General features: G+C 40.4%; 14 protein-coding genes. 2 read left to right on the top strand and 12 right to left on the bottom strand.

Annotated features, from left to right (window positions below):
- Window positions 1–112: 112 nt before the first annotated feature.
- The 7 genes from GYM62_RS16165 to GYM62_RS16135 all read right to left on the bottom strand — a co-directional run bounded on the left by GYM62_RS16165 (window position 113) and on the right by GYM62_RS16135 (window position 16,604).
- Entirely contained in the window at window positions 113–5,284 is a 5,172-nt protein-coding gene (locus tag GYM62_RS16165) for a glycine-rich domain-containing protein (RefSeq protein WP_219957165.1), read from the bottom strand.
- A gap of 617 nt (window positions 5,285–5,901) precedes the next feature.
- Window positions 5,902–11,031, bottom strand: coding sequence for a glycine-rich domain-containing protein (locus GYM62_RS16160; RefSeq protein WP_219957164.1), 5,130 nt, complete (start codon window positions 11,029–11,031; stop codon window positions 5,902–5,904).
- Window positions 11,032–11,508: 477 nt separating this feature from the next.
- Window positions 11,509–12,756 carry a hypothetical protein gene (locus GYM62_RS16155; protein ID WP_219957163.1) on the bottom strand — a complete coding sequence of 416 codons (1,248 nt, stop codon included), beginning with the start codon at window positions 12,754–12,756 and terminating at the stop codon, window positions 11,509–11,511.
- Window positions 12,757–13,010: 254 nt separating this feature from the next.
- Complete coding sequence (rho, locus tag GYM62_RS16150) at window positions 13,011–14,789, bottom strand: transcription termination factor Rho (protein WP_219957162.1); 1,779 nt, start codon at window positions 14,787–14,789, stop codon at window positions 13,011–13,013.
- Window positions 14,790–14,992: 203 nt separating this feature from the next.
- A complete protein-coding gene (recO, locus tag GYM62_RS16145) occupies window positions 14,993–15,682 on the bottom strand; it encodes a DNA repair protein RecO (RefSeq protein ID WP_219957161.1) in 690 nt (229 codons plus the stop codon).
- An 8-nt stretch (window positions 15,683–15,690) separates the two neighbouring features.
- Window positions 15,691–16,275: a thymidine kinase gene (locus GYM62_RS16140; protein ID WP_091652060.1), complete on the bottom strand. Its 585-nt coding sequence runs from the start codon at window positions 16,273–16,275 to the stop codon at window positions 15,691–15,693.
- Window positions 16,276–16,277: 2 nt separating this feature from the next.
- Window positions 16,278–16,604 (bottom strand): 2Fe-2S iron-sulfur cluster-binding protein, encoded by a 327-nt coding sequence (locus GYM62_RS16135; protein WP_219957160.1) that lies wholly within the window; start codon window positions 16,602–16,604, stop codon window positions 16,278–16,280.
- Between the two features lie 32 nt (window positions 16,605–16,636).
- On the opposite strand from GYM62_RS16135, the gene GYM62_RS16130 reads away from it, so the two are divergent.
- Window positions 16,637–17,749, top strand: a complete 1,113-nt coding sequence (locus GYM62_RS16130) for a hypothetical protein (RefSeq protein ID WP_219957159.1) — start codon at window positions 16,637–16,639, stop codon at window positions 17,747–17,749.
- Between the two features lie 7 nt (window positions 17,750–17,756).
- On the opposite strand, the gene rodA is transcribed toward GYM62_RS16130, so the two are convergent.
- Genes rodA through GYM62_RS16105 form a run of 5 tightly spaced genes read right to left on the bottom strand, consistent with a single transcriptional unit; the run spans window position 17,757 to window position 23,217 of the window.
- On the bottom strand, window positions 17,757–19,031 hold the full coding sequence (rodA, locus tag GYM62_RS16125) for a rod shape-determining protein RodA (RefSeq protein ID WP_219957158.1): 1,275 nt from the start codon (window positions 19,029–19,031) through the stop codon (window positions 17,757–17,759).
- Window positions 19,032–20,834 (bottom strand): penicillin-binding protein 2, encoded by a 1,803-nt coding sequence (locus GYM62_RS16120; RefSeq protein WP_219957157.1) that lies wholly within the window; start codon window positions 20,832–20,834, stop codon window positions 19,032–19,034.
- Window positions 20,834–21,355, bottom strand: coding sequence for a rod shape-determining protein MreD (locus tag GYM62_RS16115; RefSeq protein WP_144604500.1), 522 nt, complete (start codon window positions 21,353–21,355; stop codon window positions 20,834–20,836). The genes GYM62_RS16120 and GYM62_RS16115 overlap by 1 nt, the downstream gene beginning before the upstream one ends.
- Window positions 21,345–22,181, bottom strand: a complete 837-nt coding sequence (gene mreC / locus GYM62_RS16110; RefSeq protein WP_219957156.1) for a rod shape-determining protein MreC — start codon at window positions 22,179–22,181, stop codon at window positions 21,345–21,347. Before mreC ends, GYM62_RS16115 begins: the two co-directional genes overlap by 11 nt.
- Window positions 22,182–22,188: 7 nt before the next feature.
- Window positions 22,189–23,217 (bottom strand): rod shape-determining protein, encoded by a 1,029-nt coding sequence (locus GYM62_RS16105; RefSeq protein ID WP_091652077.1) that lies wholly within the window; start codon window positions 23,215–23,217, stop codon window positions 22,189–22,191.
- Window positions 23,218–23,547: 330 nt separating this feature from the next.
- Here GYM62_RS16105 and rimP point away from each other — a divergent pair, with 330 nt between their 5' ends.
- The gene (gene rimP, locus GYM62_RS16100) at window positions 23,548–24,021 is read left to right on the top strand and encodes a ribosome maturation factor RimP (protein ID WP_219957155.1); all 474 of its coding nucleotides are present in this window, start codon (window positions 23,548–23,550) and stop codon (window positions 24,019–24,021) included.
- The last annotated feature ends 3 nt before the right edge of the window (window positions 24,022–24,024 follow it).

Raw genomic sequence — 24,024 nt, 5'->3', positions numbered from 1 at the left:
CGGAAGCTTCTGACTTCGGTCGCCTATGTTGAGGGAAGTAGAAGTATCTAGCTTATTCAAGCAAATAAAAAATGATTAGAGGCAAGATTGCGGATAATCAGATTTTTTAAACCTATTTCCTAATCAGTCTGATTTGTTGCTGATGATTTCCCCAGATCAATTGAATGATAAATAAGCCATGATCAATATCTCGGAGATGGTAATTGACTTTTTCAGAAACCTCCTCAGTTGATCTAACAGTATATGTTTCGGTCACACCTTTAGCATCAGATATTCTTATAACAATTGGTTCATCATTATAAACAGATGTATTTAGAAGTGATAGACTAACCGGCTCATTTCTGTTGCTTGGATTAGGGTAAGCAATCCAGTATGAATTTCCTGAGATAGGTTCTACCTGAATAGATTTCACTTTACTGTAGGCGAATTTTCCATCAAAATCGAACTGCTTCAATCTATAGTAAATAATGCCTCCTGAAGCAGGAAGATTTTCATCCTTAAATTGATATTCTACGGATTCATTGGAATAACCTTGTCCTTTAACAGTGCCTATTTTTTGCCAATTAGCTACACCATTAATAGAACGTTCAATCTCAAAATGAGAGTTTTCCCACTCTTTAGAAGTTGCCCATTTGAGCAACCCTTTTTGATCAGATTCCAAATAAGAAGCTTCAAAGTAAAGGTATTCTACTTCGAGGATTCGTAGATTGAAGTAATAGATGTATACAACGCCTCTGCCTCCATTTCCTCCGCCATCAAATCCTGCTCCACCACCAGATCCTGTACCATCTCGACCATTTCCTCCGAAGTTTTGACCCGGAGGGTCAGGGTCTTCATTTTTATTTTTCTTTTCATCGTATTGATAAGGGTTGGAGTTACCACCTAAAGTATTTTCATCGATGTCCATTCCCCCTAATCCTGGAAATTCATTTCCGTTAAAGTTCGTGCCTAAACCACCACCTCCAGCTCCGAAATCAAAAGTGTGTAGATTCTCTATCGTAAACCTAACTGCATTTCCTCCATCTCCTCCAAATGCTGTCCCATTGCCATTTGGATTTCCATCTATATCTACTCCCGCGTTATCCAATCCACCACCACCTCCGCCGGAGATCGCTTGCTGTTGACCTTGCGATAAGGCTTCTCCTGCTCCACCAATACCTCCGTGTGATCCAGCTCCTCCCACTCCTTCTGAGTAATTATTTCCATTCCTTAGTGCGGCGCCTCCCCCTCCAGAACCGCCATTCTTCCCATTTAAATCAGATGCGCCTGAAGAAGCACCACCACCACCTCCTGGGGCTAATATTGAATATCCTGAACCATTACTTGGTCCGGTTACAGACGAAGGAGACCCATTTAAGCCTGATTGAGTGGAAGTTCCTGAGCCAGCTCCGCCTTGGCCAACTAATACTGTAAATGGGGTTCCGGCTGGATAACCATATGCGCTTGAAGATGTGAATGTTCCAGTATTTACACCACCTGAACCTCCACCTCCACCAGCAGATCCGGCGCCACCGCCGCCTCCTGCACCTCCGGCCCAAACAAAAAATTCAGCTAACCCTTCAGGTGCATTCCAAGTATAATTACAATTAAATCTGATTATCGTAACTCCAGAAGCGGAACCCTCATCGATTATTTCCATACAATCTTCCTGGTTAGCGTCTGGACACGAAAATGAAATTAATACGATTCCGTTACCTCCTGCTGCTCCAGAGTTATTATTTCCTCTGGAACCTCCTCCTCCTCCGCCAGGAGAAGTTCCAATGGTAGAGTTATTGCTACTTGTTTCTGCTCCTTCTCCTCCAGTTCCATTAGAATTTCCACCATTTCCGCCGTCACCTCCATTTTGGCCACTATTTCCCCAGTTATCTTCACCGTCCTCTCCATACTCTACATTTCCATAGCCTCCAATACCTGGTGTACCAATGCCCCCCGATGTCCCTCCTTCTGCATAAAGGATACTACCTGAATTATAGGGTAGGTTTGAGTCTCTTGTAACCCAAGAGTTTCCTCCGTTAGGACTAGAAGATGTTCCACCTCGACCAACGAATACTCCTAGAGGCTCGCCAGGGGTAACGGGAACGGTAATTTCTGAATAGCCGCCGCCGCCACCGCCGCCGCCACCGTTGCCATTTACAGAATTACCTCCTTTTCCACCACCTGCCCAAACTTTAATGGTGATTTCATAAACATTTGCCGGGACGAAAAAAGTGCCATCGCCTGTAAAAACTGTACTACAAATCCCAAAATATGTAATGTTTTGTAAGGAATTTGGATCTAAACTTACTGTACAAGTATCTGTAATTTTTTTAATACTGGTGAGACTTAGTTGAGTCAAGTCTGGATTTTGGATGCCAATTGTTGAAAATGTTCCAGTCCCATTTGAGATTGTTAACGTATCAGTTCCAGAGCCGTTATTTCCTATACTTAGATCGTATGTTACAATGTAGGTACCATTTGTTAAAATATTGGGATCCCCTAAGATTGTCACTGAAGCAGGACCATTTTCGTATGAAGCAGATATCGAGCTAATTGAAGTAATCTCATATTGTGGTGTAATATCAATTGTGCCAGTTGCCTCTAGACCGTTAATACATGTCCCGAAAAGAGGGATTGAGTATGATTGAGCCCCAATAGTTGGACTAGTAGGTGTGCCTGTTATAGTTATTACTCCCGCGCTGAAGTTAACGCTAAAACCATCTGGTAAACCATTAGGAGCACCGATTGATGAAACACCTGTGGTTGTTTGGGTAAAAGTTAAGGACTGCTGAGAACTAGGGTTGTAGCATACAGTTGGGTACTCAATTGAAGTTGCACTAACAGTAGCTAATAAATTCACATAGGTAGTGTTAGAAGCAGGAGTCAAAGAATTACAACCGGTATTAGGATCTGTGTAACCTACAGTTACAGTTTTATCTCCCTCTGTTAACCATTGAACTGTTACGCTGTTATCTGTATTACTTATTCCTCCAGAAATGATAATATAATCAGTCCCTTCAATGGCATTTAAATCCCAATCGTAATCAGTCTGGTTTGCTTCTGTTGTGTATGTTATATCTGTCTCTGCACATGAGGTACTAGCAGGACTTGAGGTAAAGGTTGGCAATGGCTCAGGGTGCACCACAAAAGGTCCTGTAGGATCGGAAGTTTCATTCCCACAGTCTCCAGATACTATGACATAATAATAGAATGTTCCAGGAACATTGACAGGAGGAGTGTAGGTTTCCTGATCAGAAGTTCCGGGAGCAGTACTACCGGGATTTGCGACATCGTCAGTGACATACCACTGATAGCTGAGATTGGTACCGGAAGCACTTACAGAGATATCGGAAAAAGGCGCATCACCGGGACAATAAGTTCCCGACCCGGATGGCTGGGTATCAATTACTGTAGTTTCTTTTACCACAAAAGGTCCTGTAGGATCGGAAGTTTCATTCCCACAGTCTCCAGATACTATGACATAATAATAGAATGTTCCAGGAACATTGACAGGAGGAGTGTAGGTTTCCTGATCAGAAGTTCCGGGAGCAGTATTACCGGGATTTGCGACATCGTCAGTAACATACCACTGATAGCTGAGATTGGTACCGGAAGCACTTACAGAGATATCAGAAAAAGGCGCATCACCGGGACAATAAGTTCCCGACCCGGATGGCTGGGTATCAATTACTGTAGTTTCCTTCACTACAAAAGGTCCTGTAGGATCGGAAGTTTCATTCCCACAGTCTCCAGATACTATGACATAATAATAGAACGTTCCAGGAACATTGACAGGAGGAGTGTAGGTTTCCTGATCAGAAGTTCCGGGAGCAGTATTACCGGGATTTGCGACATCGTCAGTGACATACCACTGATAGCTGAGATTGGTACCGGAAGCACTTACAGAGATATCGGAAAAAGGCGCGTCACCGGGACAATAAGTTCCCGACCCGGATGGCTGGGTATCAATTACTGTAGTTTCTTTTACCACAAAAGGTCCTGTAGGATCGGAAGTTTCATTCCCACAGTCTCCAGATACTATGACATAATAATAGAATGTTCCAGGAACATTGACAGGAGGAGTGTAGGTTTCCTGATCAGAAGTTCCGGGAGCAGTATTACCGGGATTTGCGACATCGTCAGTAACATACCACTGATAGCTGAGATTGGTACCGGAAGCACTTACAGAGATATCAGAAAAAGGCGCATCACCGGGACAATAAGTTCCCGACCCGGACGGTTGGGTATCAATTACTGTAGTTTCCTTCACTACAAAAGGTCCTGTAGGATCGGAAGTTTCATTCCCACAGTCTCCAGATACTATGACATAATAATAGAACGTTCCAGGAACATTGACAGGAGGAGTGTAGGTTTCTTGATCAGAAGTTCCGGGAGCAGTATTACCGGGATTTGCGACATCGTCAGTGACATACCACTGATAGCTGAGATTGGTACCGGAAGCACTTACAGAGATATCAGAAAAAGGCGCATCACCGGGACAATAAGTTCCCGACCCGGACGGTTGGTTATCAATTACTGTAGCTTCCTTCACTACAAAAGGTCCTGTAGGATCGGAAGTTTCATTCCCACAGTCTCCAGATACTATGACATAATAATAGAACGTTCCAGGAACATTGACAGGAGGAGTGTAGGTTTCCTGATCAGAAGTTCCGGGAGCAGTATTACCGGGATTTGCGACATCGTCAGTAACATACCACTGATAGCTGAGATTGGTACCGGAAGCACTTACAGAGATATCAGAAAAAGGCGCATCACCGGGACAATAAGTTCCCGAGCCGGACGGCTGGGTATCAATTACTGTAGTTTGGTTTATTCTGATTGTTGCGTTTGCCTCTTCTCCACCAACACAACTTCCTCCAGATAGTGAAATAGTTAGGTTAAAATCTCCGACTTGACCTGCGTCTGGCGTCCCGTTGATTGTTAAGGTTGGGCCAGTAATATTAATGTTAATTCCAATAGGTGCCCCAGTTACTGAAACAGTTGATGTGCCTACAATTGTATAAATAATTGGATCAATTGCATCACCTTCACAAACTTCTTGATTATCAGAACCTGGAGGGGATGTCCTAACTATAGTACATGCAAATGTTTCGTTGATTTTATTTCTATATTCCTTTGGATTGAGCTCATTAGTAAATCGGCCTTTATCCAGATCAAGAATATTTAAACTTTTTGAATTAGGACTTAATGGGTAAAAATTATCTTTGTTTATGTTTTTGGCATAAAAGTTCCAGCTGACCAAAACCAGAAATAGAATTAATGCAATATGGAGTAGTTGTTTCTTCATACAACTATAATTGCTTGAAAAATGAATTTCAAATCAATAAAAATGTATTTCAAATATACAATTAATACGATTTACTACAATAAAATTTAGATGTTTTTTTAATTAAGTAAATTGAAAATCAATTAATTAACACAATTTTCTAGGTTAGTTGGAATTTTCGAATTGTAAAAGAAGGTGATTTACCGAAAAAACAAAACGATTTATTTAAAAAAGCCAAAAATTATTTGGAAGAATGTTGTTTAACTGACAAATATTGCATTTTGTAATTATTTGATATGTTTGGACAAAAAAAATGATGTTATCTAGTGTTATTTAAGCAAAATAAGTTTTTTCTGAGATTGGAGTGGTCCTCGATGAGCGAGATATTTTCAAACGTAAATCTAAACTGAACCCCTCTTTTTTTTAACCAAAAAGGGATTCTTAGCTTATAGATACTTCATGAATTGGCTTTTCTGGATAAAATTGTAAATGCATTATTTATGTATTTGAATAAAAAGGTTGACGAATCAAAATGGTCCTTTTTCAATACAAAAAAATATAAGGTTAATGAAATATTAATTCTTCACGCGAAATTAAGGGATTCGAATCTCCGATAAATAAATCCTACCCAGAGAAATTTAAATTCTGATCAGTTTGATTTGTTGCTGATGATTTCCCCAAATTAATTGAACTACAAATACTCCTTGATCAATAGCTCGGAGGTGAAAATTTACCTTTTCAGAAACATCTTCAGGAGACCTTACTGCATAAGTCTCTGTGACTCCTTTTGCATCGGATATTCTGATTATGATCGGTTCGTCATTATAAACTGATGTATTTAGAAGGGTGAGTTTTATTTGCTCATTTCTGCTACTTGGATTTGGATATGTTACCCAATAGGAACTTCCTGAAACAGGCTCCACTTGGATTGATTTCACTTTACTGTAAGTGAATTTTCCATCAAAATCAAACTGCTTTAATCTATAGTAAATAATTCCTCCAGAAGGGGGAAGATTTTCATCACTAAACTGATATTCAAAAGGATCATTTGAATAGCCTTGTCCTTTAACACTGCCAATTTTCTTCCAATTGTCTACACCATTAATTGAACGCTCAATTTCAAAATGAGAGTTTTCCCATTCTTTAGAAGTAGCCCATTTAAGCAGTCCTTTTTTATCTGATTTAAGATAGGTGGTTTCAAAGTAAAGATACTCTACTTCTAGAATACGGAAATTGAAATAATAAATATAAACCACGCCATTTCCTCCTCTGCCGCCTCCAGCGAATCCAGCCCCTCCACCAGAACCAGTTCGATCCAAGCCTTGAAGTCCAATTGAACTGGCATTATCTTGATTCCCATCACCGCCAATTTTCACGTCTACAACTTGGCCTGCTGAATTTACAACTTTACCTCCGAGGCCATTAAACTTATTGACACCATTAAAATTATTTCCTATTCCGCCGCCTCCTGCTCCAAAATTTCTTGTTACTCCTGCAATTACAAACTGGATGCCATTTCCTCCGTCACCACCTTTTCCCTGACCTGTTCCAGCCCCTTGTCCTGTTTGGCCTAAAGAAAAGATTCCTCCACCTCCACCGCCGGCATGAGCACCATTTGTGGAAGCATCTCCTGTTCCACCTGCTTTTCCAATTGAAGTGTTTGAAGGAGCTCCTCCCTGAAAAATTGTTACAGGGGGAGAGCTAGCTGCCCCGCCACCACCTGAAGCGCCACTCGTACCTAGGCCGTTTCCTCGTGAGCCACCCCCTCCACCTCCTAAAGCGAAAGCACCTGAAATAGGACTTCCATCAATGGTTCCAGTTATTGAAGAGGGTAAACCTATGCCACCTTTTTCATTTATATTAGCGGCTCCTTGACCTCCTTGCCCAACTGTAATAGAAAATGTAGTTCCAGCAGGGAGTCCATATGGGTTAGTGGTGGTATAGGATAAATTTTGTACGAGTTGACCGGCACCGCCTCCACCACTCCCTGAGCCGTAGCCACCGCCACCTCCAGCTCCACCTACAACTGCACTAAATCCAGCTAGTCCTTCCGGGGCTGTCCAAGAGGTATTACAAGTGAATTCTATAACGGTAGTTCCCGAAATAGCTCCGTCATCGATAACTTTAAAGCATGATGAGACCTGTGGAAGCGGGTAAGTAATAATTACATATCCGCCGGCGCCATTTCCACCATTTGCATTTCCTTTGGCTCCACCGCCTCCTCCACCGAATGGAATACCAGGGTCACCAGGTCTATTTCCCGCTCCTGCACCTCCAAGCCCTCCATTACCACCATCAGGACCTCCTCCCTTGCCTCCTCTACCACCAGTGTCAGGCGCAGTTGTGTTAGGAAGAGCTCCAATATTTCCAGGTTGATTAATTGTGCCATTCAATCCGGGAAGTGCTGCTGCACCTCTTGTAGTTCCATTCGCTCCACCTCCTCCAAAAGCGTAGGCTACACTAGATGCTTGTGGATTAGGGTGGCTTGAGTCTCTTGTAACCCAACTATTACCTCCATTTCCAGCTGGAGTACCTGGATTAATTTGACCAGCACCACCAGCACCCACGAAAATGCCTAAGGGTTCACCTGGTATCACATTTATTGTTCTTTCAGAATATCCTCCGCCACCACCACCAGCACTATTCGAAGATAGGTTGCCACCACCACCACCACCACCAGCGCCATATACTTTGACAGTTACTTGGAAGATTCCTGCTGGAACATAAAATGTTCCATTAGAGTCAAAGATTTTTGGCTGGATTCCAAAAAAAGTATTGTTGTTGGATGTGAGGGTAATTGGGCAAGAAGTAGGATCAGTATCCTTCCTGATTGAGTTGATGGTCAATGAAGTTAAATCAGCATTGTTTATCCCAGGACTGAAAAATGTAGCTACACCATTGGTGAAATTTACTGTGATATTATTTGCGGCAAGTGGGTTTGCTAATCCCCTTTGGTAATTTATTACAAAGGGCCCATTTGCAAATGAAGCAGGATTTACCTTTAAGGTGACGGTGGCCGCACCTCCAAGATTCGAAGGAGAGACAGAAGAAATTTCTGTTATTGTATATTGAGGTTGTATATCAATAACTCCTGTCGCAGCTACAGTTCCACATCCACCAGTCAAAGGAATAGAATAGGATTTAGGACCAGGAGTTACCGAAGGGTCAACAGTACCACTAATTGTAATTGTACCATTTGTTGCTGTTCCCGACCAAGTAGCTGATAATCCTAATGGAAGACCATTGGCTCCTGAAATGCCAGCATTTGAAATTCCAGTTGCTCCAGTAGTGTTATGTGTAATCGTTGGAAAAATTCCGCCTCCTACCACTGGATTACAGGAACTAGGATTTGGGTTTGATGGTGGAGAAGCAAAATTTTTCTGAATTGTTATTGTATTTGAGATAGCTGGAGTGGTTGCCCCACATCCTTGTGCGTCTTGGTAATTAACTGTTACTGACTTGTTTCCAGGAGTTAGCCATCTTAAAACCAAATTGGGATTTCCATTTCCACCGGATACAATTGTATAATCGACATTTACAGTGCCGGGAATTGTCCAAACATAATTTGTTTCTCCTGGCTGTGTCGAATAGGAGATATTGGTATCTACACAGTAATTTCCTGGTGTTGGTTGACCGACGAAGGAAACAATTGGTAAGGAGTTTACTACGAAAGGTCCTGATGCCGCACTAGTAGCTGTGGTACTACAAGCGGACGATGTAACCCTCACATAATAATATTTTGTTGGCCCAGGAGTAGAGGGAGGGGTATAGGAATTGGATGTGGCACCCGCGATAGCTGTTCCGCTGGAGTTGTTGTTTGCAGTGTTTTCAAACCATTGGTAGGTAAATCCTTGTCGATTTGCTACTGAGATAGGAGAGAAAGCCGCATTTTCACATCTGGTCTGTCCTGTTAGGCTTGGAGAAATAATTGCAGCTTGTGCATTAACTATAATGGTTCCTGTTGCATTGACAATTCCACATCCGCCAGTAACTGGAATGGAATAGGAAAATACCCCAAAATTCGTTGGAGTCCCATTGATTGAAATTATACCTGAATTTAAGCTTGCGGTGATTCCTCCTGGATTGGATGGGCTCCATGTGATTGTTCCCAAACCGGTTCCTCCTGTGACACTGTGTGTTATTGTAGGAATAGCTGTGCTCACACAAACTGTCGGCGATGAAGAAGCAGGAGACACTGTGTTATTTGGATTTACAATATATGCTCCAGAAACTGAGCTTGTTACACTGCTACAGGTAGGTGAATTTACCACTACATAATAATAAGATGTTCCAGAGATATTATTTGGGGGGGTGTAAGTGTTTGAGGTAGCCCCAGAAATCAAGTTGGGAGTGGTATAATCCTGCGTGTCGTTGCTGTACCATTGGTAAGTGTATCCAAACCCTGTCCCAACTGACAACTGGCCAAATGGAGTACCATTAATACATGTAACACCTCCTGGAGTATTCTGGGCTGTAATCGCAGGGGTAGCGTTTATCGTTATTGTTCCAGTTGCATTAATATTTCCACAACCCCCTGTTAATGGAATGCTGTAATTAAAGGTGCCCGATGTAGCAGGAGTCCCGGAGAAAGTAATTTGGTTGGATGCCCAAGAGGCTGTAATTCCTCCTGGATTAGAAGGAGTCCAAGAAATGGCGCCTATTCCTGTTGCTCCAGTAGTAGGTTGAGTTACTCCAGCAGGTAGTGGTGAGCCTTGGCAAAAGATATTTGAGGAAATTGTTCCAGCAGTGTTATTTGCGTTAACAATAAAAGAGCCAGAAAATGAAGATGGTCCTGTACATCCTCCAGTAGAGCCCGAAGGATAAGTAGGAGTAAGTGTATAAGAAAACGTGCCAGTAGAAGATGGGTTACCTTGAATGCTTACAGTTCCTGCGATTGGATCAGTTGTAACATTAATTCCTGATGGAACAGATGGTGACCAATTAATATTGTAACCTGTTGCTCCAGTTAAATTATATGTTATAGTTCCTATACCAGTACCAAGACATATTGGAGCCGGGTTTGGATTACCAGAAACTAATGATGAATTACAGGCCCAATTCAAGATTATTCTACCATTACCACCATTGCCACCATTACCATTTCCTGTTCCTTCTCCTCCACCACCCCCACCTGGTTGATTTCCTTCCGAACCTGAGTTTCCACTATCTCCTCCGTTTCCACCAGCTCCACCTCCAATAGAAGTTCCACCTATCCCTCCTAATGTTGATAATGCTGCTAATCCCGGATTTCCTGCTCCACCCGGTCCGCCAGCTCCACCTCCACCAGAACCTCCTCTATTATTTGAATTTGGAGCATTATTTGAATTACCACCAGAAAAGTTTAATGATCCGCCAGAGCCAGCCCCCCCCGTTCCACCAATAAGTTCATTTCCTCTTCTACCTCCATTTGCTGTTATTGATCCAAATATTGATAATGATCCATCCGTAGAAACTATTGATGGAGTTCCCCCAAGTCCGCCATTACCAACAGTATAATTAATATTTGTGCTAGGAGTTACAGGCAACAGCGGGTGACTTGAAAATCCTCCACCACCTCCACCAGCAGCAGGTCGATTACTTGCAGAGTTATATCCACCACCGCCACCACCGCCCCATACTTGAACCTCAATTGTTGAAATATTATATGGAATTGTAAAATTACCAGATCCCGGAGTATTTAAAGTCAAAGTTCTTGTCTGCCCATACGCCTCCAACCCGACTATAATCAGAAAAGCTAAAAATAAAGATGTAAGTATATTTCTTCTCATACTCATCTTTTTATTAGGATGGTTTTTAAATCAATAAAAATGCATTTCAAATATACTACCTTTTTATTAATTGCAAGAATGAAAAAGGAAGTTGGTTAAAATAATTTGTTGAAAATCAGTGCTTATACGAAGATTGTATGAAATTGTTGATCAAGTACAATAACCAGAAAAATGCCTAATGCATTTTTTTGCTTTCCAAAATACATTTTTTTATTTTCTATAAAATAATATTTTAAATAATTAAAATTTACCGATTAAAATTATGTAAAGTATAATATTTAACAAAATTTATAGTGAAAAAATTTTTATCAACTTAGAAATAAAAAATGATCTATGATTTAAGTTTGATGAATCTTATTCGGGCTGGTCACTGAATTATTAAAAAAATAGGTTTTAAATAAACTAAAAACCATGAAAACAGGCAATATTAATTAGCTCTGGGTAAGGTTCAGAGAACAGTTTTCTTAAAAAAAAAAATTATTTCCTTAATACCTTAAACTGCTGATTTCTATCAGCCCAGCTTAAATCAATAAAATAAAGCCCTGCCGGCTGATCGTTAAAATAGCTTTTAACTACCTCCTGAACTTCTGAGATATTTTTTAAAAATAATGAGGTCCCAAATCCTTTGGAGTTACTGATCCTTAAGATGACTTGTTCCTCCTTCCAATCTTGAGGCTCTCTCCATTCGATTTTAACCTCTTCCTGTAGGAGAGAAGGATTAGGATACAAAACCCAAGGGTTTTTTCCAGGAATTGCATCTATTTGTACAGCCTTTACGGGGCTATAACTGAAGGTTCCATCAAAATCAACCTGCTTAATTCTATAGTAAATATTTCCTGCAGAAACTGGGAGACTCCAGTCGGCAAACTCATACTCTACTTCTCCATCCGAGTATCCTTGGCCTGAAACACTTCCTATAGATGCCCATTCTTGTATGGAATTAAATGATCTTTCTATTTCAAAGTGAGAGTTTTCCCATTCTTTCAAAGTTGCCCAGCGGAGCATAGAAATTCTTGAGTCAATATTTTTTTCAGCTGTAAAATAGGCTAAATCAATGGGTAAGATTCGCCCGTTTAATACTTGACAAAGCTCTATTAGTTGAATTTCATTAGTCCAAGAGATGTTTCCTGAACTTCCTGGGATAGGAGGGTTAGAATTTTCACATAAATCTATTTCATTTCCGGTCCAACCATTTATGACCAATCCGCCTGAGCCTATGTCAATCGTTGCATCCCCAAATTCAAGAGTTGCATTAGGCCCCTGTAAATTTATAATTACTTGGTCGAGTGAAAATGTATTTCTTTGAGTGCTTCTAGAATCAAACCTTACTTCACCACCCTCTTCAACACATATTGTCACATTTTGAAGTTCTGTTATGTATATAAAATTGAGGATTGACCCAGACCCAACTACTATACATCCATTAGTTACAGTAAATCCAGGACCACTACCTTGGTTTGGTCTATCCAAACTAAGATCAGCTCCGTTTCTAAGCACAATTCCACTTAGATTAAAATCATTTTCTCTCCAAAGAAATGATGTATTAGATCTTGCGAATCTTGCAACTTGGCCTTGTGAAAAATTGCCCGTACCCGTCCAATTAACATTGCTCCCAGTTGTTCGATTGGTAGTTACGGTAGTGTTTGTTCCATTATAGGTTCTTGAATTTGAACAATCTGTGCATTGTCCAAAAGAATTAGAGGGCATAATTCCCGCTAAAGCCATTATTAACCAAATAATAACGCAATAATTACCTTTCAAAGTGTCAAGAGTTAGGGTGTGGTGTGATTAGGACAAAAAAACTGCCAAAATTGTTTTCTCAATTTGATAAAAAGCAAAAAATTGATATTCAACATCAAAAAAATAAGGATAGACATAATAATATTGTATGTCAAAAAATAAAAAACCATCCCTCAATCAATAAGGGATGGTTTCAAATTTTTCCAGATTTTGGAATTTTAATCTTTTTTATGGAAAGATTAGCCATTCATACTGATCAAAAACTCAGCATTGTCACGGGTACCTTTCATACGCTGAAGCAAGAATTCCATTGACTCCTGAGAGGTCATATCGCTCATCAGTTTTCTCAAAATCCAAACTCTTTGCATTTCTTCTCTATCCATCAATAAGTCCTCTCGTCTCGTACCTGAGCTAAGTACATCAATAGCCGGATAAATTCTTCGATTGGCAAGCTTACGATCCAAGGCCAACTCCATATTACCGGTACCTTTGAATTCCTCAAATATTACCTCATCCATCTTAGAACCTGTCTCCACAAGAGCGGTCGCAATGATAGTTAAAGAACCTCCGTTCTCAACATTTCTTGCAGCACCAAAGAATCTCTTTGGTTTGTGCAATGCATTCGCATCCACACCACCGGAAAGGATCTTTCCTGAACTTGGAACAACTGTATTGTGTGCTCTGGCTAATCTGGTGATTGAATCCAATAGAATTACTACATCGTGTCCAACTTCCACCATTCTCTTGGCTTTTTCCAAAACGATATTGGATACTTTCACGTGCCTGTCTGCGGTCTCATCAAATGTGGAGGAAATCACTTCAGCACGCACAGACCTAGCCATATCAGTTACCTCTTCAGGACGCTCGTCAATCAATAAGATCATCAGGTGAACTTCAGGATGGTTTTGTGTGATAGCGTTGGCTATTTGCTGTAATAAAACCGTCTTACCAGTTTTAGGTTGAGCTACAATCATCCCTCTTTGTCCTTTTCCAATAGGAGCAAACAAATCCAAAATTCTGGTGGAATAGCCGTCAGATTTGGTGGATAGATTTAATCTTTCCTCTGGGAATAATGGGGTAAGATATTCGAATGGAACTCTGTCTCGGATTTCATCCGTGGTTTTACCGTTAACAGTTCCTATTTTAAGTAAAGCAAAATATTTCTCTCCTTCTTTGGGAGGTCTGATGGATCCTTTGATATGATCTCCGGTCTTCAGGCCAAAAAGTTTGATTTGACTTGGAGATACATAGATATCATCTGGAGACGCCAAGTAATTATAATCTAAAGAGCGAAGGAAACCATATCCTTCCTGCATCATTTCCAAAACCCCCTCATTTTCAATAACTCCATCAAATTCACGCGGATTGACAAAGGTCTTTTTTCTAGAGCCTTGAGGACTGGTTTCTGCCGCAGGTGCCATTACTTCATCCTGAGACTTGAAGTTTTTTCTTTTTGGAAGTTCCACTTCCTGTTCAGGCCTTGGTTCTCGCTGTTTTTGCTCCTGCGCCTTCGGTTTTTCCTCAGTTTCCGTGTCTTCGGAGACATTTACTTCTTCAAAAACCTTTCTTCTCGGACGAAAAGTCTTGTTTTCTTTTTCCTCAACAGCCTTATCCTGAGTTTCTTTCTTTTCAGCTTTTGCAGGCTCTGCTTCCTTTTTCGGCCTTGGCTCTGGATTGTGTTTTGGCTTTTCAGCTTTTTCTTCCTTTTTTGAGTCTTCTTCTGCCTGAATTTCTGTTACGTTCTGTCTTCTAAACTTAGGCTTGAATTCAGGTTCCTCTTTGCTTTCAGGCTTTCCAGACTTTTTTTCTTCTGGTTGGGAAGCTGCAGGCTCTTGAGCTTCTGCGAGGGAGGGCTTTTTCTTAGGGAGGGCTTGCTCTGGGGTGATTGCTTGTTGATCCAAAATGGCGTAGACTAATTCGTCTTTTTTGAGTGATTTGTGGTTTTTAACACCTAACTCTTCAGCGATCTCCTTCAGTTCAGATAAAAGCCTGATTCTGAGTTCTTCTATGTTGTACATAAAGAGAGTATGAAATAAATAATTTGTGGTAAAATGCGAATATGGAATCGTGGATGATTTTCTGAGCAAAAAAGGTCTGCAGGAAAAACTCAAGTCAAAGTGGGCTGACTTGCTCATTCACGGTGATAGCACAATATTAAGCCTTCCAATTTTAATACGCAAATTTTTGGCAATACAAGAAGAAATAAATAAGGTCTTTTTGATCAAGCCATAAGTTGCCTAAGAATAGCCATTGATTTCCAGGGACTTGAGTTATCGAGTTGCTCGCTAAAAAAATTGAGCAAATAGTCCAATAATTTTCTCCTGATCTGAATTCCTGCCTTAAAATCGCATAGAAAACCTTCCTCAATCAACTTTTCCAAATATTCATGGACTAAGGGTAATTCTTCTGGACTGAATGGAAGGGTTCTGCTTTCTTCCAAATAATCTGAGGCTATTTCCGGACCGAAACCCAGATAGTTGGCTTCTTGAATTAAAAAAACTAAGGGGAAGTGCTTGATATCAATATTTTTTTGGTCCAGCTGTTTCAGGCTACTTTTTAAAAAGTCGAAGAGCCACTCGTTTTGATAGTTTTCATAGAGAGTCTTGGAACAAACCTCCGCCATAAACATCAAAATGCCGGAACGCACGAAGTCAAAAGGGATTAGCTGATAGGCATAATCTATTTTCGCCTCTGATATTCTTTGCAAACCAGCTCCTTCTTTTTCATATACAACCAAATCCAAAAGGGTCATGGGTTGATATAAGGCTGCTTTTGATTTGGTTCCCTGGGTTCTTACTCCATTAATAATATAGGATTTAAGACCTAATTCACGGCTGAAGATTTTGACAATGATGCTGCTTTCCTTGTAGCGAATGGCACTCAATACAACTCCCTCTGTCTTCTTCAGCATTTTGCTTTTTATTTTTTATCCTCAAAAAAGCACTTTCTGCATCTGGCCTCGTAACTGTCTTTTTCGCCTAACATTACCTTTTGCCTGGCATCTGAAAGACGCAATGAAAAAGCTGCCAAGTCGCCACATTTCATGCAGATAGCATGAACCTTTGTGACAAATTCTGCAACTGCCATCAATTTGGGCATAGGCTCAAAGGGCAAGCCTTCAAAATCCATATCCAATCCTGCTAGAATCACTCTTTTTCCCTGATTGGCTAATTTTTGTGCAACACTGACAATCTGATCATCAAAAAATTGAACCTCATCTATCCCTACCACATCACAATTGCCACTGAGTAATAATATGTCTTCTGCGAAATTTACCGGAGTGGAACGTATGCTATTTTCATTATGAGAAACCACATCCTCCTCATGATATCGTTTATCAATACTAGGCTTAAAAATCTCAACTTTTTGTCTTGCTATTTTTGCTCTGTTTAATCGTCGGATCAACTCTTCAGTTTTTCCTGAAAACATGGACCCACAAATTACTTCAATCTGACCTTTTTTCTCAGGGTTGTTTTTTCTGCCTATGGAAGGTTCTATGAACATGCCTACTCGCTATATTCTACTTGAGGAAACTTATTGATTTCAGCTACTTTTATTCGCAGCTCACCTTTTTCTAAAATGGACTGGCAAGATAATCGTTCGTTGGCTCTTAATCGGTTTTGTTTTCGATAAAAAAGTTCTCGTTCATTCGGATCGTTGAGATTTTCCATTCCGGACAAGACTATCATTTTACAACTGGTGCATCTCCCTTTTTTCCCACAGGCATGCATCCAGTCAATATTATTTTCATGAATTAATTCAATAACTTTACGATCACTTGCCTCGGAATTAATTTTACGATTAAATAGGTTTTCTATGACTATTCTGGGCATTTCTTCGTTGACTTTTGTAAACGCTATCCTCAATGACAGTTCAAATTAACAGCAATTATTTAGAAAAATATGCCGAAGAGTACGCCACAATAGTTTGTGAGCGGTATTATTCGGGAAAACAGTTTATCACAGGTCAGGATATCATCCAGTTAACCAGCTCCATTCAGGTTAACTTTTTCGTGATCAAAAGGCTATTTGAGCTTTGGCAGGAAGAATTAAATAAGCTCAAGAGCAATCCCTATTTTGATTACAGAGATATCAGTGTTCATGAAGCTTTGACTCAGTTTATGAATGTGCTTTCCAGAAGAATCAAAGTGGAAAAGGGTCATCTTCAGCCACTGGTGAAGCATGCTTTAATGCAGTCAGTTCAGGTTGCTACAGATCCTGTATCTTTTTATCAAAAAGAAATAGACAAAGCCCCTTCTGGCAAAATCAATGAATACTTAAAAGAGAATAAGAAGTATTACAAGTGGAATGCTCAGGTAATTTCTTTTTTGATTGATAAAGCTGGATTCGGACATGACGAGTCTGCTTACAAAAGAGCAATTGCAGCAAATTATCAGGTGATTTCTGAAAATTTGGAATCAGTTAATTTATTGATTGCGACTCTGGGTGATGTTAAGGCTTTTGACCTCGACGCCTATCTGATACAAAATGACACACCAGCTAGTTTGGAAAAAGAACCCGAGCAAGAGGTGTCAAACAAAGAAGAGAGTTCATTTTTTGATGAAGTAGAGAAAGATACCACTCCGTCTCCTGAGACTCCAGTCAAAATTGAGATCAAAGAAGAACCTAAAGCGGTTGTCACCATGGAAAGACCAGCGCCATCTAGGGCTTCCTCTTCTATCAGTGCATCAGAATTGAAGCATAGATTCTCAGCGGAAACTTACAGAGGGATGAAAGGAGTGATCGGTGAATTGTCTGAAGGATTGGCAATCAATCAGCGCTTTATGTTTACCAAGGAATTGTTTGATGGAAATGCTGACCTCTTGAGCCATGCCTTGAAATCTATCGACAACTGCAATTCCTTCGATCAGGCGATTGAATTGATTAATCAGCGTTATGTCAGTGAATTGGGTTGGGAAGGCTCCAGCGAAGAAGTTCAGGAGTTTCTCCAGCTAGTGTACAGAAGGTTTCTGGATTAAAAATTGATCAATTGATTCTTCCTAGCTGCTGAGCTCTGGAAGAATCAAGCTTGATAAAAATAAACAGCAATACAGTAAAAGACCAAAGAGAAGAACCACCATAGCTAAAGAAAGGTAATGGGATTCCAACTACTGGGAAAAGCCCGATTGTCATAGCTATATTGATCATAAAGTGGAATAGCAAGATAGAGATTACTGAGTACCCGTAGATTCTTGAGAATCTTGTTTTTTGGCGCTCTGCCATGACTACCAAGCGGTAGAGTAGGGCAAGAAAGAGTAAAATCACCACTAAGCTTCCAATCCATCCAAACTCTTCTCCCAGAGTACAGAAGATAAAGTCAGTATGTTGTTCAGGAACGAAGTCAAATTTGGTCTGCGTACCCTGCAAATACCCTTTACCCCATAGTCCACCGGATCCAATAGCAATTTTGGACTGAGTTACATTCCAACCTACACCCAATGGATCCAAATCAGGATTGAATAAAACCATTATTCGGTTTTGCTGGTGCTCCGGAAGCTTGGACACAACGAAGTCTATACTGTAGCTATATGCAATTGCTCCAAGGCCAATCAAGGAAAAAGCGACTATTCTCTGCCAGGATTTTTTGCCCAATAAAATCAAAAAGATTACGAGGGCGGTAATTCCGAAGACTATATAAATGTTCTCTTTTATTCCCAGAGAAAGAAGACTTAAAGCAATAAAACCTAGACCTAAAATATAGTATCGCTGTGGAAGTCCCTCTCTGTAAAACATGATTAGAAAGGAAAAGTAAACCATCGCAGTACCTGTATCCGGTTGTAAAAGGATTAAAAGTACAGGTAGCATAAGCACTCCGAATGCTACTAGCTGATTTTTAGTCTTAGAGAGATCAAAAGTGGGTCGCTCCATGATTTTTGCCAGAGCAAGTGCAGTAGCAAATTTTGCAAATTCCCCGGGTTGAATTCTAAATGATCCAAACCCTATGGACAGAGTTTGGCCATTCACTTCTTTCCCAAAAAATGGAGTGACTATCAGAATCCCTATGAATATGAGGTAAATGATGATGGATAGATTTTCAAATAACCTATGGTCTGCGACCATAATTACTGTAATCAGGACGATTGCAGTGAAAATCCATACCAACTGCATTCCGGAATTAATCGAAAAATCGAAAATGCTTTTTTCAGCCTGTCCATCATACACCGCCGCATAAATATTGAACCAACCGATCATTACTAAAGCAAAGTATAGTAATACGGTCACCCAATCGACTCGGTTGATATGGATATCAGACTCTCTCATTTAATAAATAAAATTTCCTGCCAAGACATATTCCTGCAGCGCAGGTCTGGTAATTTCTCCTTTGATATATTTTTCTATCATCAAGGAAGCAGTACTCGCGGCCGCTCTACCTCCCCAGCCAGCATTTTCCACATATACCGCGATGGCAATTTTAGGATCATCCTTGGGTGCAAAAGCCACGAAAACTGAGTGGTCCTCACCATGTGGATTTTGAGCAGTTCCTGTTTTTCCGGCAATGACCAAATCTTTGATCACAGCTCTATTGGCTGTTCCATAAAGCGCCTCTGCCATTGCATTTTGAATCAGATCAAAATGTCTGGCATCAACTCCCACTTCATTTTTGTATCTATATTGGGCAGGTATCTTAGATGGATCCCCGTCTACTGCTTTGATCAAGTGAGGAGTATAATAGTATCCCTTGTTTGCAAAAATCGCAGCTAAATTGGCCATCTGTAAAGGAGTTACCTGTAATTCTCCCTGTCCAATAGATAAAGAATAAATGGTAGAGTATTTCCACCTTCCTTCTCCATAGACTCTATTGTAAAGTTTGCTGGAAGGTACATCTCCACCTTTCTCACCAACCATATCTACTCCTAGAGGCGAGCCAAGTCCAAATTTCATTACCTTTTCTCTCCAATCATTCAAGCCGATTTCGGTGTCTTTGAAGGTGTTGCTGGAAATCTCTCTATTGATGATTTTCCGAAATGCCTGATGATAATAAGGATTACAGGAGTTTCGAATCGCTCCGAATAAATTCACAGGCGATGGGTGATTGTGACAAGCAACGAGAGATCTATTGCAAGCAAAGGTTGTTTCAGGAACTAGGATTCCATCCTGCAATCCGATTAAACTTTGTACGATTTTGAAAATTGAGCCCGGAGGATACATCGCCATAATAGGGCGATTGAATAATGGCTTTGTCTCTAATCGATTGAGTCTTGTGTAAGTTTTTCCAAAATCTGATCCGGTCAATTGATTAGGATCATAAAATGGAGCAGAGATCATTGCCAGAATTTCTCCAGTCTTTGGTTCAATCGCAACCACAGAGCCTGTTTTGCCCTGCATGAGCATTTCTCCATACATTTGAAGCTCCCGATCAATGGTTGAAGTCAGATTGATTCCTGCTACTGAAGCGGTATCGTATTCACCGTCTTTGAATGGTCCTTTATCGATCCCCCGTACATTGACCATTTTGTATTTCACCCCTTTGACGCCACGGAGCTCTTTTTCATAATAGCGTTCAATTCCACTTAAGCCTACATAATCTCCTTGAGAGTAATATTTTAAGGTATCACGCTCGAGTTGCCCGGCACTGATTTCTCCAATATATCCCAAAGCATGTGCAGCGATAGGTTCTGGATAAGACCTGACCGATCGAGTCATGATGAACAATCCTGGATAATCGATCAAAAAGTCCTGAATCTTGGCAAAATCTGTAGTGGAAATTTGCTTGATCATAGGAGAGGGTTTCACCCATGAATATTTCCTAGCTGCATTGTACGATTCGATTAAATGCTCCTTTGTAATTCCAAAGAGCTCTAAAAATCGGGTTGTATCTTTAACTTGAAATTCTTTGGGAACGACCATCAAGTCGAAAATGGGGTTATTGTAAACCAATAATTTCCCATTTCTATCGTAAATCAAACCTCTATAGGGATGATCTACGACACGCTGAATAGCATTCCGTTCAGCCTTTTTCATAAAGCTGTCATCCACCACCTGTATCATGAACAGTTTTGTCAATAAAACTGCACCAATCAGGAAAATGAAGATAAGAATAACTACAGGCCTCTGATCATTCATTAAATACCCCTCCTTTTTTTAAAGAAAAGCAACTGTACAAGTATAGCCAAAAGGAAAGTTAAAGTCGAGGAAAAGAAGCTTTTGTTCAATACTCCAAAAAACCCTCCTGTTCCCCATTGATCGATTGAGAAAAAGATCAATGAGAAGAAAAAAATCATAGGTACAGCATAGGTAAAATACCAACCCATACCCATTTCTTTGAGAGTTGGTTCATTACTGTCATCATAGCCTCCCGTGGGGCTGATTACTTTCAGCCAATACGGCCTGATAAATCCTATGAATGTAGCTGAAGCTGCATGTATACCCATTGTATCATAGAACATGTCAATAAACAAACCAATTCCAAAACTTAACAGAATTAAAGGAATATGGCCGATGGAAACCGGAAGGGAAAGGATAATCAACAGGTACAGAAAGCATAGAGCTACTCCAAACAGTGCCAGGTTTTTAAGCAGGAAAATCTGCACGGCGACTAATATCAGTCCCATCAGGAAAAAGGAAATGAAGGTTCTAATATTCATTGCGGATCTCTGCTTGTTGATATAAGGAGTCTAATTCCCCAATCTGAGTATTTTCTACCAGATACACATAATTGATTCTGCTAAAGTCAGCACTCAGTGCAATCAAGATATCCAGATAGTTTTGCTCTTTTCCAGGGTTAATCTCTTTGATGGTTCCAATTTGTATTCCGCTAGGAAAGATGGAATTGAAACCAGAAGTAATAATTGTATCTCCTACACTTGCCTTTACGTGTCTAGGTACATAGAGCAATTTTGCCTCGTCCGGATTTTTGCCGTCCCAATTCACCGAACCAAAAACGTCATTAGACTTGATTTTGGAGGATATCAATAAGCCGGTATTCAATAAGGAAATCCCAACGGAATAGTTTTTAGAAACAGTTTTGACTCTTCCCACGACACCATCCTGATTGAAGATTCCCATTCCGGGCTTGATGCCATCCTTTTCACCTTTATTAATGGTGATGTGATTTTGGGCAAAACGGAGGGTTTGACTAATTACTCTGGCACTTTTAAACTTAAAGCTTGCTTCAAAGGCAGAGTCAAGTTCAAAAGTAACGCTGTCCGCAGGAGGATTAATCCGAGTCAGCTTTTCCAGCAAAGCTGCATTCTGTTCTGTCAGTTCCTTATTTGCTTCAGCCAAAGTAAAAAAATCCACAACATCGGACTGGGTTTTTAAGACTGAACCTGTCAGAGCTGTTGATGAATTAAAGAAAGCTGCACCCTGAGGGGAATTGTTAGAGACAATCATCCAGACTGCCACTACTTCCAGCAAAACAAAAAGAAGAAAAGACCTGAGACTATAAAGGAATTGGAGGATGCGTAGCATTCAGGGTTTAGGTCATCAATACGGTTCTGAAATTCTGTACATTTTTCAATGCAGTGCCCGTACCTCTTACAACAGCTCTGAGTGGGTCTTCTGCAATGTGAATTGGAAGTTTGGTTTTCTGATGTAATCGCTTATCCAAACCTTTTAAAAGTGCTCCACCACCTGTCAGGTGAATACCGTTATCATAAATATCAGCGGATAGTTCCGGTGGTGCAATTTCCAAAGCTTTGAGAACGGCCTCTTCGATTTTTGAAACAGATTTGTCCAAAGCAAAAGCAATCTCTGAGTAGGATACCTTTATCACTTTCGGAATTCCGGTCATCAAGTCTCTACCTCTGATTTCGTAATCTTCTGGGGCATCGTCCAACTCGGTCAATGCAGATCCGATGGCAATTTTAACCTTCTCAGCAGATCTCTCACCGATCAATAAATTGTGCTGCCGTCTCATATAATCCAGGATGTCTTTGGTGAAAGTATCACCCGCCACTCGAATAGATTGATCAGCTACAATTCCCGATAAAGCAATCAAAGCGATTTCTGTAGTTCCACCTCCGATATCTACAATCATGGAGCCCATAGGCTTTTCGATATCAATACCAATACCAATTGCAGCTGCAATCGGCTCAAAAATCATATAGACTTCCTTTGCACCAGCATGCTCGGCTGAGTCACGAACGGCCCTTTTTTCAACTTCAGTAATTCCGGAAGGAATACAGATCACCATGCGGTGAGACTGCGGAAACATTCCCTTTTTCTGGCCGGGAATCATTTTGATCAATCCTCGGATCATCTGCTCTGCAGCGTAGAAATCAGCAATTACTCCGTCTTTTAATGGACGGATTGTCTTAATATTTTCATGGGTTTTCTCATGCATGTTCATGGCTTCGCGACCAACAGCGAGTACCCGGTTGTTGGTTTTGTCGATTGCGATGATAGACGGTTCGTCGACCACGATTTTGTCCTTGTGTATGATCAGGGTATTTGCAGTACCTAGGTCAATGGCTATATCGCTTGAGAAAAAATCAAATAATCCCATTTTGTATGCTTGGCTTTTTGAAATTGAGGTTTATGGTTTAATATAACATGAATCGATGCATATTAAACGAGGGTCGGCAAAATTATTATGTTCATCCCATAAAATGCAGTGATTCCCGATATTTTTTGAATTTAAATTTAAAGAAATCTCTTTAAGGCAAGTTAATTAATCTTTTAGCAATCAATCCTTTTTGGAAAAGACTCCATTACATTTAATTCATTCGCTTGATTTTTAGTGCTAATTGTTTTTCGAATAAAATTATTTTACCTTTGTGCCGTATTCGAAAGTTTCTGGAGGGGACACCATGTCCCCTCTTTCATTATGCATACTATGTCGGATTTAAAAGGAACATTAGCACAAATCGTTGAGAAGCATCTTCCAGATGAAAGCCACTTTCTTGTGGACTTAAGTTTGGGGCAGAAGGGGAATCAAAGTACCCTCAATATACTCATTGATGCAGATCAGGGGGTAACTATTGAGACTTGTGCCAAGGTGAGCCGGGCGGTTTCTGATGAAATTGAATCGCAGAATTTGATAGAGGATGCATATAGAATAGAAGTTTCTTCACCTGGAGTGGATTTCCCCTTGACCGGCAAGAGGCAATATATAAAAAATGTCGGTAGAACACTGAAAGTTTTATTGGTGTCAGGACAGGAAGTAAAAGGGAAACTCAAAGAAGCTGACGATGCCAACATCACCATGTTGGTGAGCAAAAAAGAAAAAGGAAAAAAAGCCCAGGAAGAGGAAGTGAGCCTCTCCTATGAAGACATAAAAAAATCAGTTGTACAAGTATCTTTTAAATAAATA

Source organism: Algoriphagus sp. NBT04N3, from assembly GCF_019443765.1.
Taxonomy (GTDB): domain Bacteria; phylum Bacteroidota; class Bacteroidia; order Cytophagales; family Cyclobacteriaceae; genus Algoriphagus; species Algoriphagus ornithinivorans.
This window is presented reverse-complemented; position numbering and strand designations above follow the sequence as displayed.

Excerpts from the sequence above, each read along its gene's own strand:
- GYM62_RS16165 (WP_219957165.1), bottom strand. The coding sequence starts at position 5,284 with ATGAAGAAACAACTACTCCATATTGCATTAATTCTATTTCTGGTTTTG.
- GYM62_RS16160 (WP_219957164.1), bottom strand. The coding sequence starts at position 11,031 with ATGAGAAGAAATATACTTACATCTTTATTTTTAGCTTTTCTGATTATA.
- GYM62_RS16155 (WP_219957163.1), bottom strand. The coding sequence starts at position 12,756 with ATGGCTTTAGCGGGAATTATGCCCTCTAATTCTTTTGGACAATGCACA.
- rho (WP_219957162.1), bottom strand. The coding sequence starts at position 14,789 with ATGTACAACATAGAAGAACTCAGAATCAGGCTTTTATCTGAACTGAAG.
- recO (WP_219957161.1), bottom strand. The coding sequence starts at position 15,682 with ATGCTGAAGAAGACAGAGGGAGTTGTATTGAGTGCCATTCGCTACAAG.
- GYM62_RS16140 (WP_091652060.1), bottom strand. The coding sequence starts at position 16,275 with ATGTTCATAGAACCTTCCATAGGCAGAAAAAACAACCCTGAGAAAAAA.
- GYM62_RS16135 (WP_219957160.1), bottom strand. The coding sequence starts at position 16,604 with ATGCCCAGAATAGTCATAGAAAACCTATTTAATCGTAAAATTAATTCC.
- GYM62_RS16130 (WP_219957159.1), top strand. The coding sequence starts at position 16,637 with ATGACAGTTCAAATTAACAGCAATTATTTAGAAAAATATGCCGAAGAG.
- rodA (WP_219957158.1), bottom strand. The coding sequence starts at position 19,031 with ATGAGAGAGTCTGATATCCATATCAACCGAGTCGATTGGGTGACCGTA.
- GYM62_RS16120 (WP_219957157.1), bottom strand. The coding sequence starts at position 20,834 with ATGAATGATCAGAGGCCTGTAGTTATTCTTATCTTCATTTTCCTGATT.
- GYM62_RS16115 (WP_144604500.1), bottom strand. The coding sequence starts at position 21,355 with ATGAATATTAGAACCTTCATTTCCTTTTTCCTGATGGGACTGATATTA.
- mreC (WP_219957156.1), bottom strand. The coding sequence starts at position 22,181 with ATGCTACGCATCCTCCAATTCCTTTATAGTCTCAGGTCTTTTCTTCTT.
- GYM62_RS16105 (WP_091652077.1), bottom strand. The coding sequence starts at position 23,217 with ATGGGATTATTTGATTTTTTCTCAAGCGATATAGCCATTGACCTAGGT.
- rimP (WP_219957155.1), top strand. The coding sequence starts at position 23,548 with ATGTCGGATTTAAAAGGAACATTAGCACAAATCGTTGAGAAGCATCTT.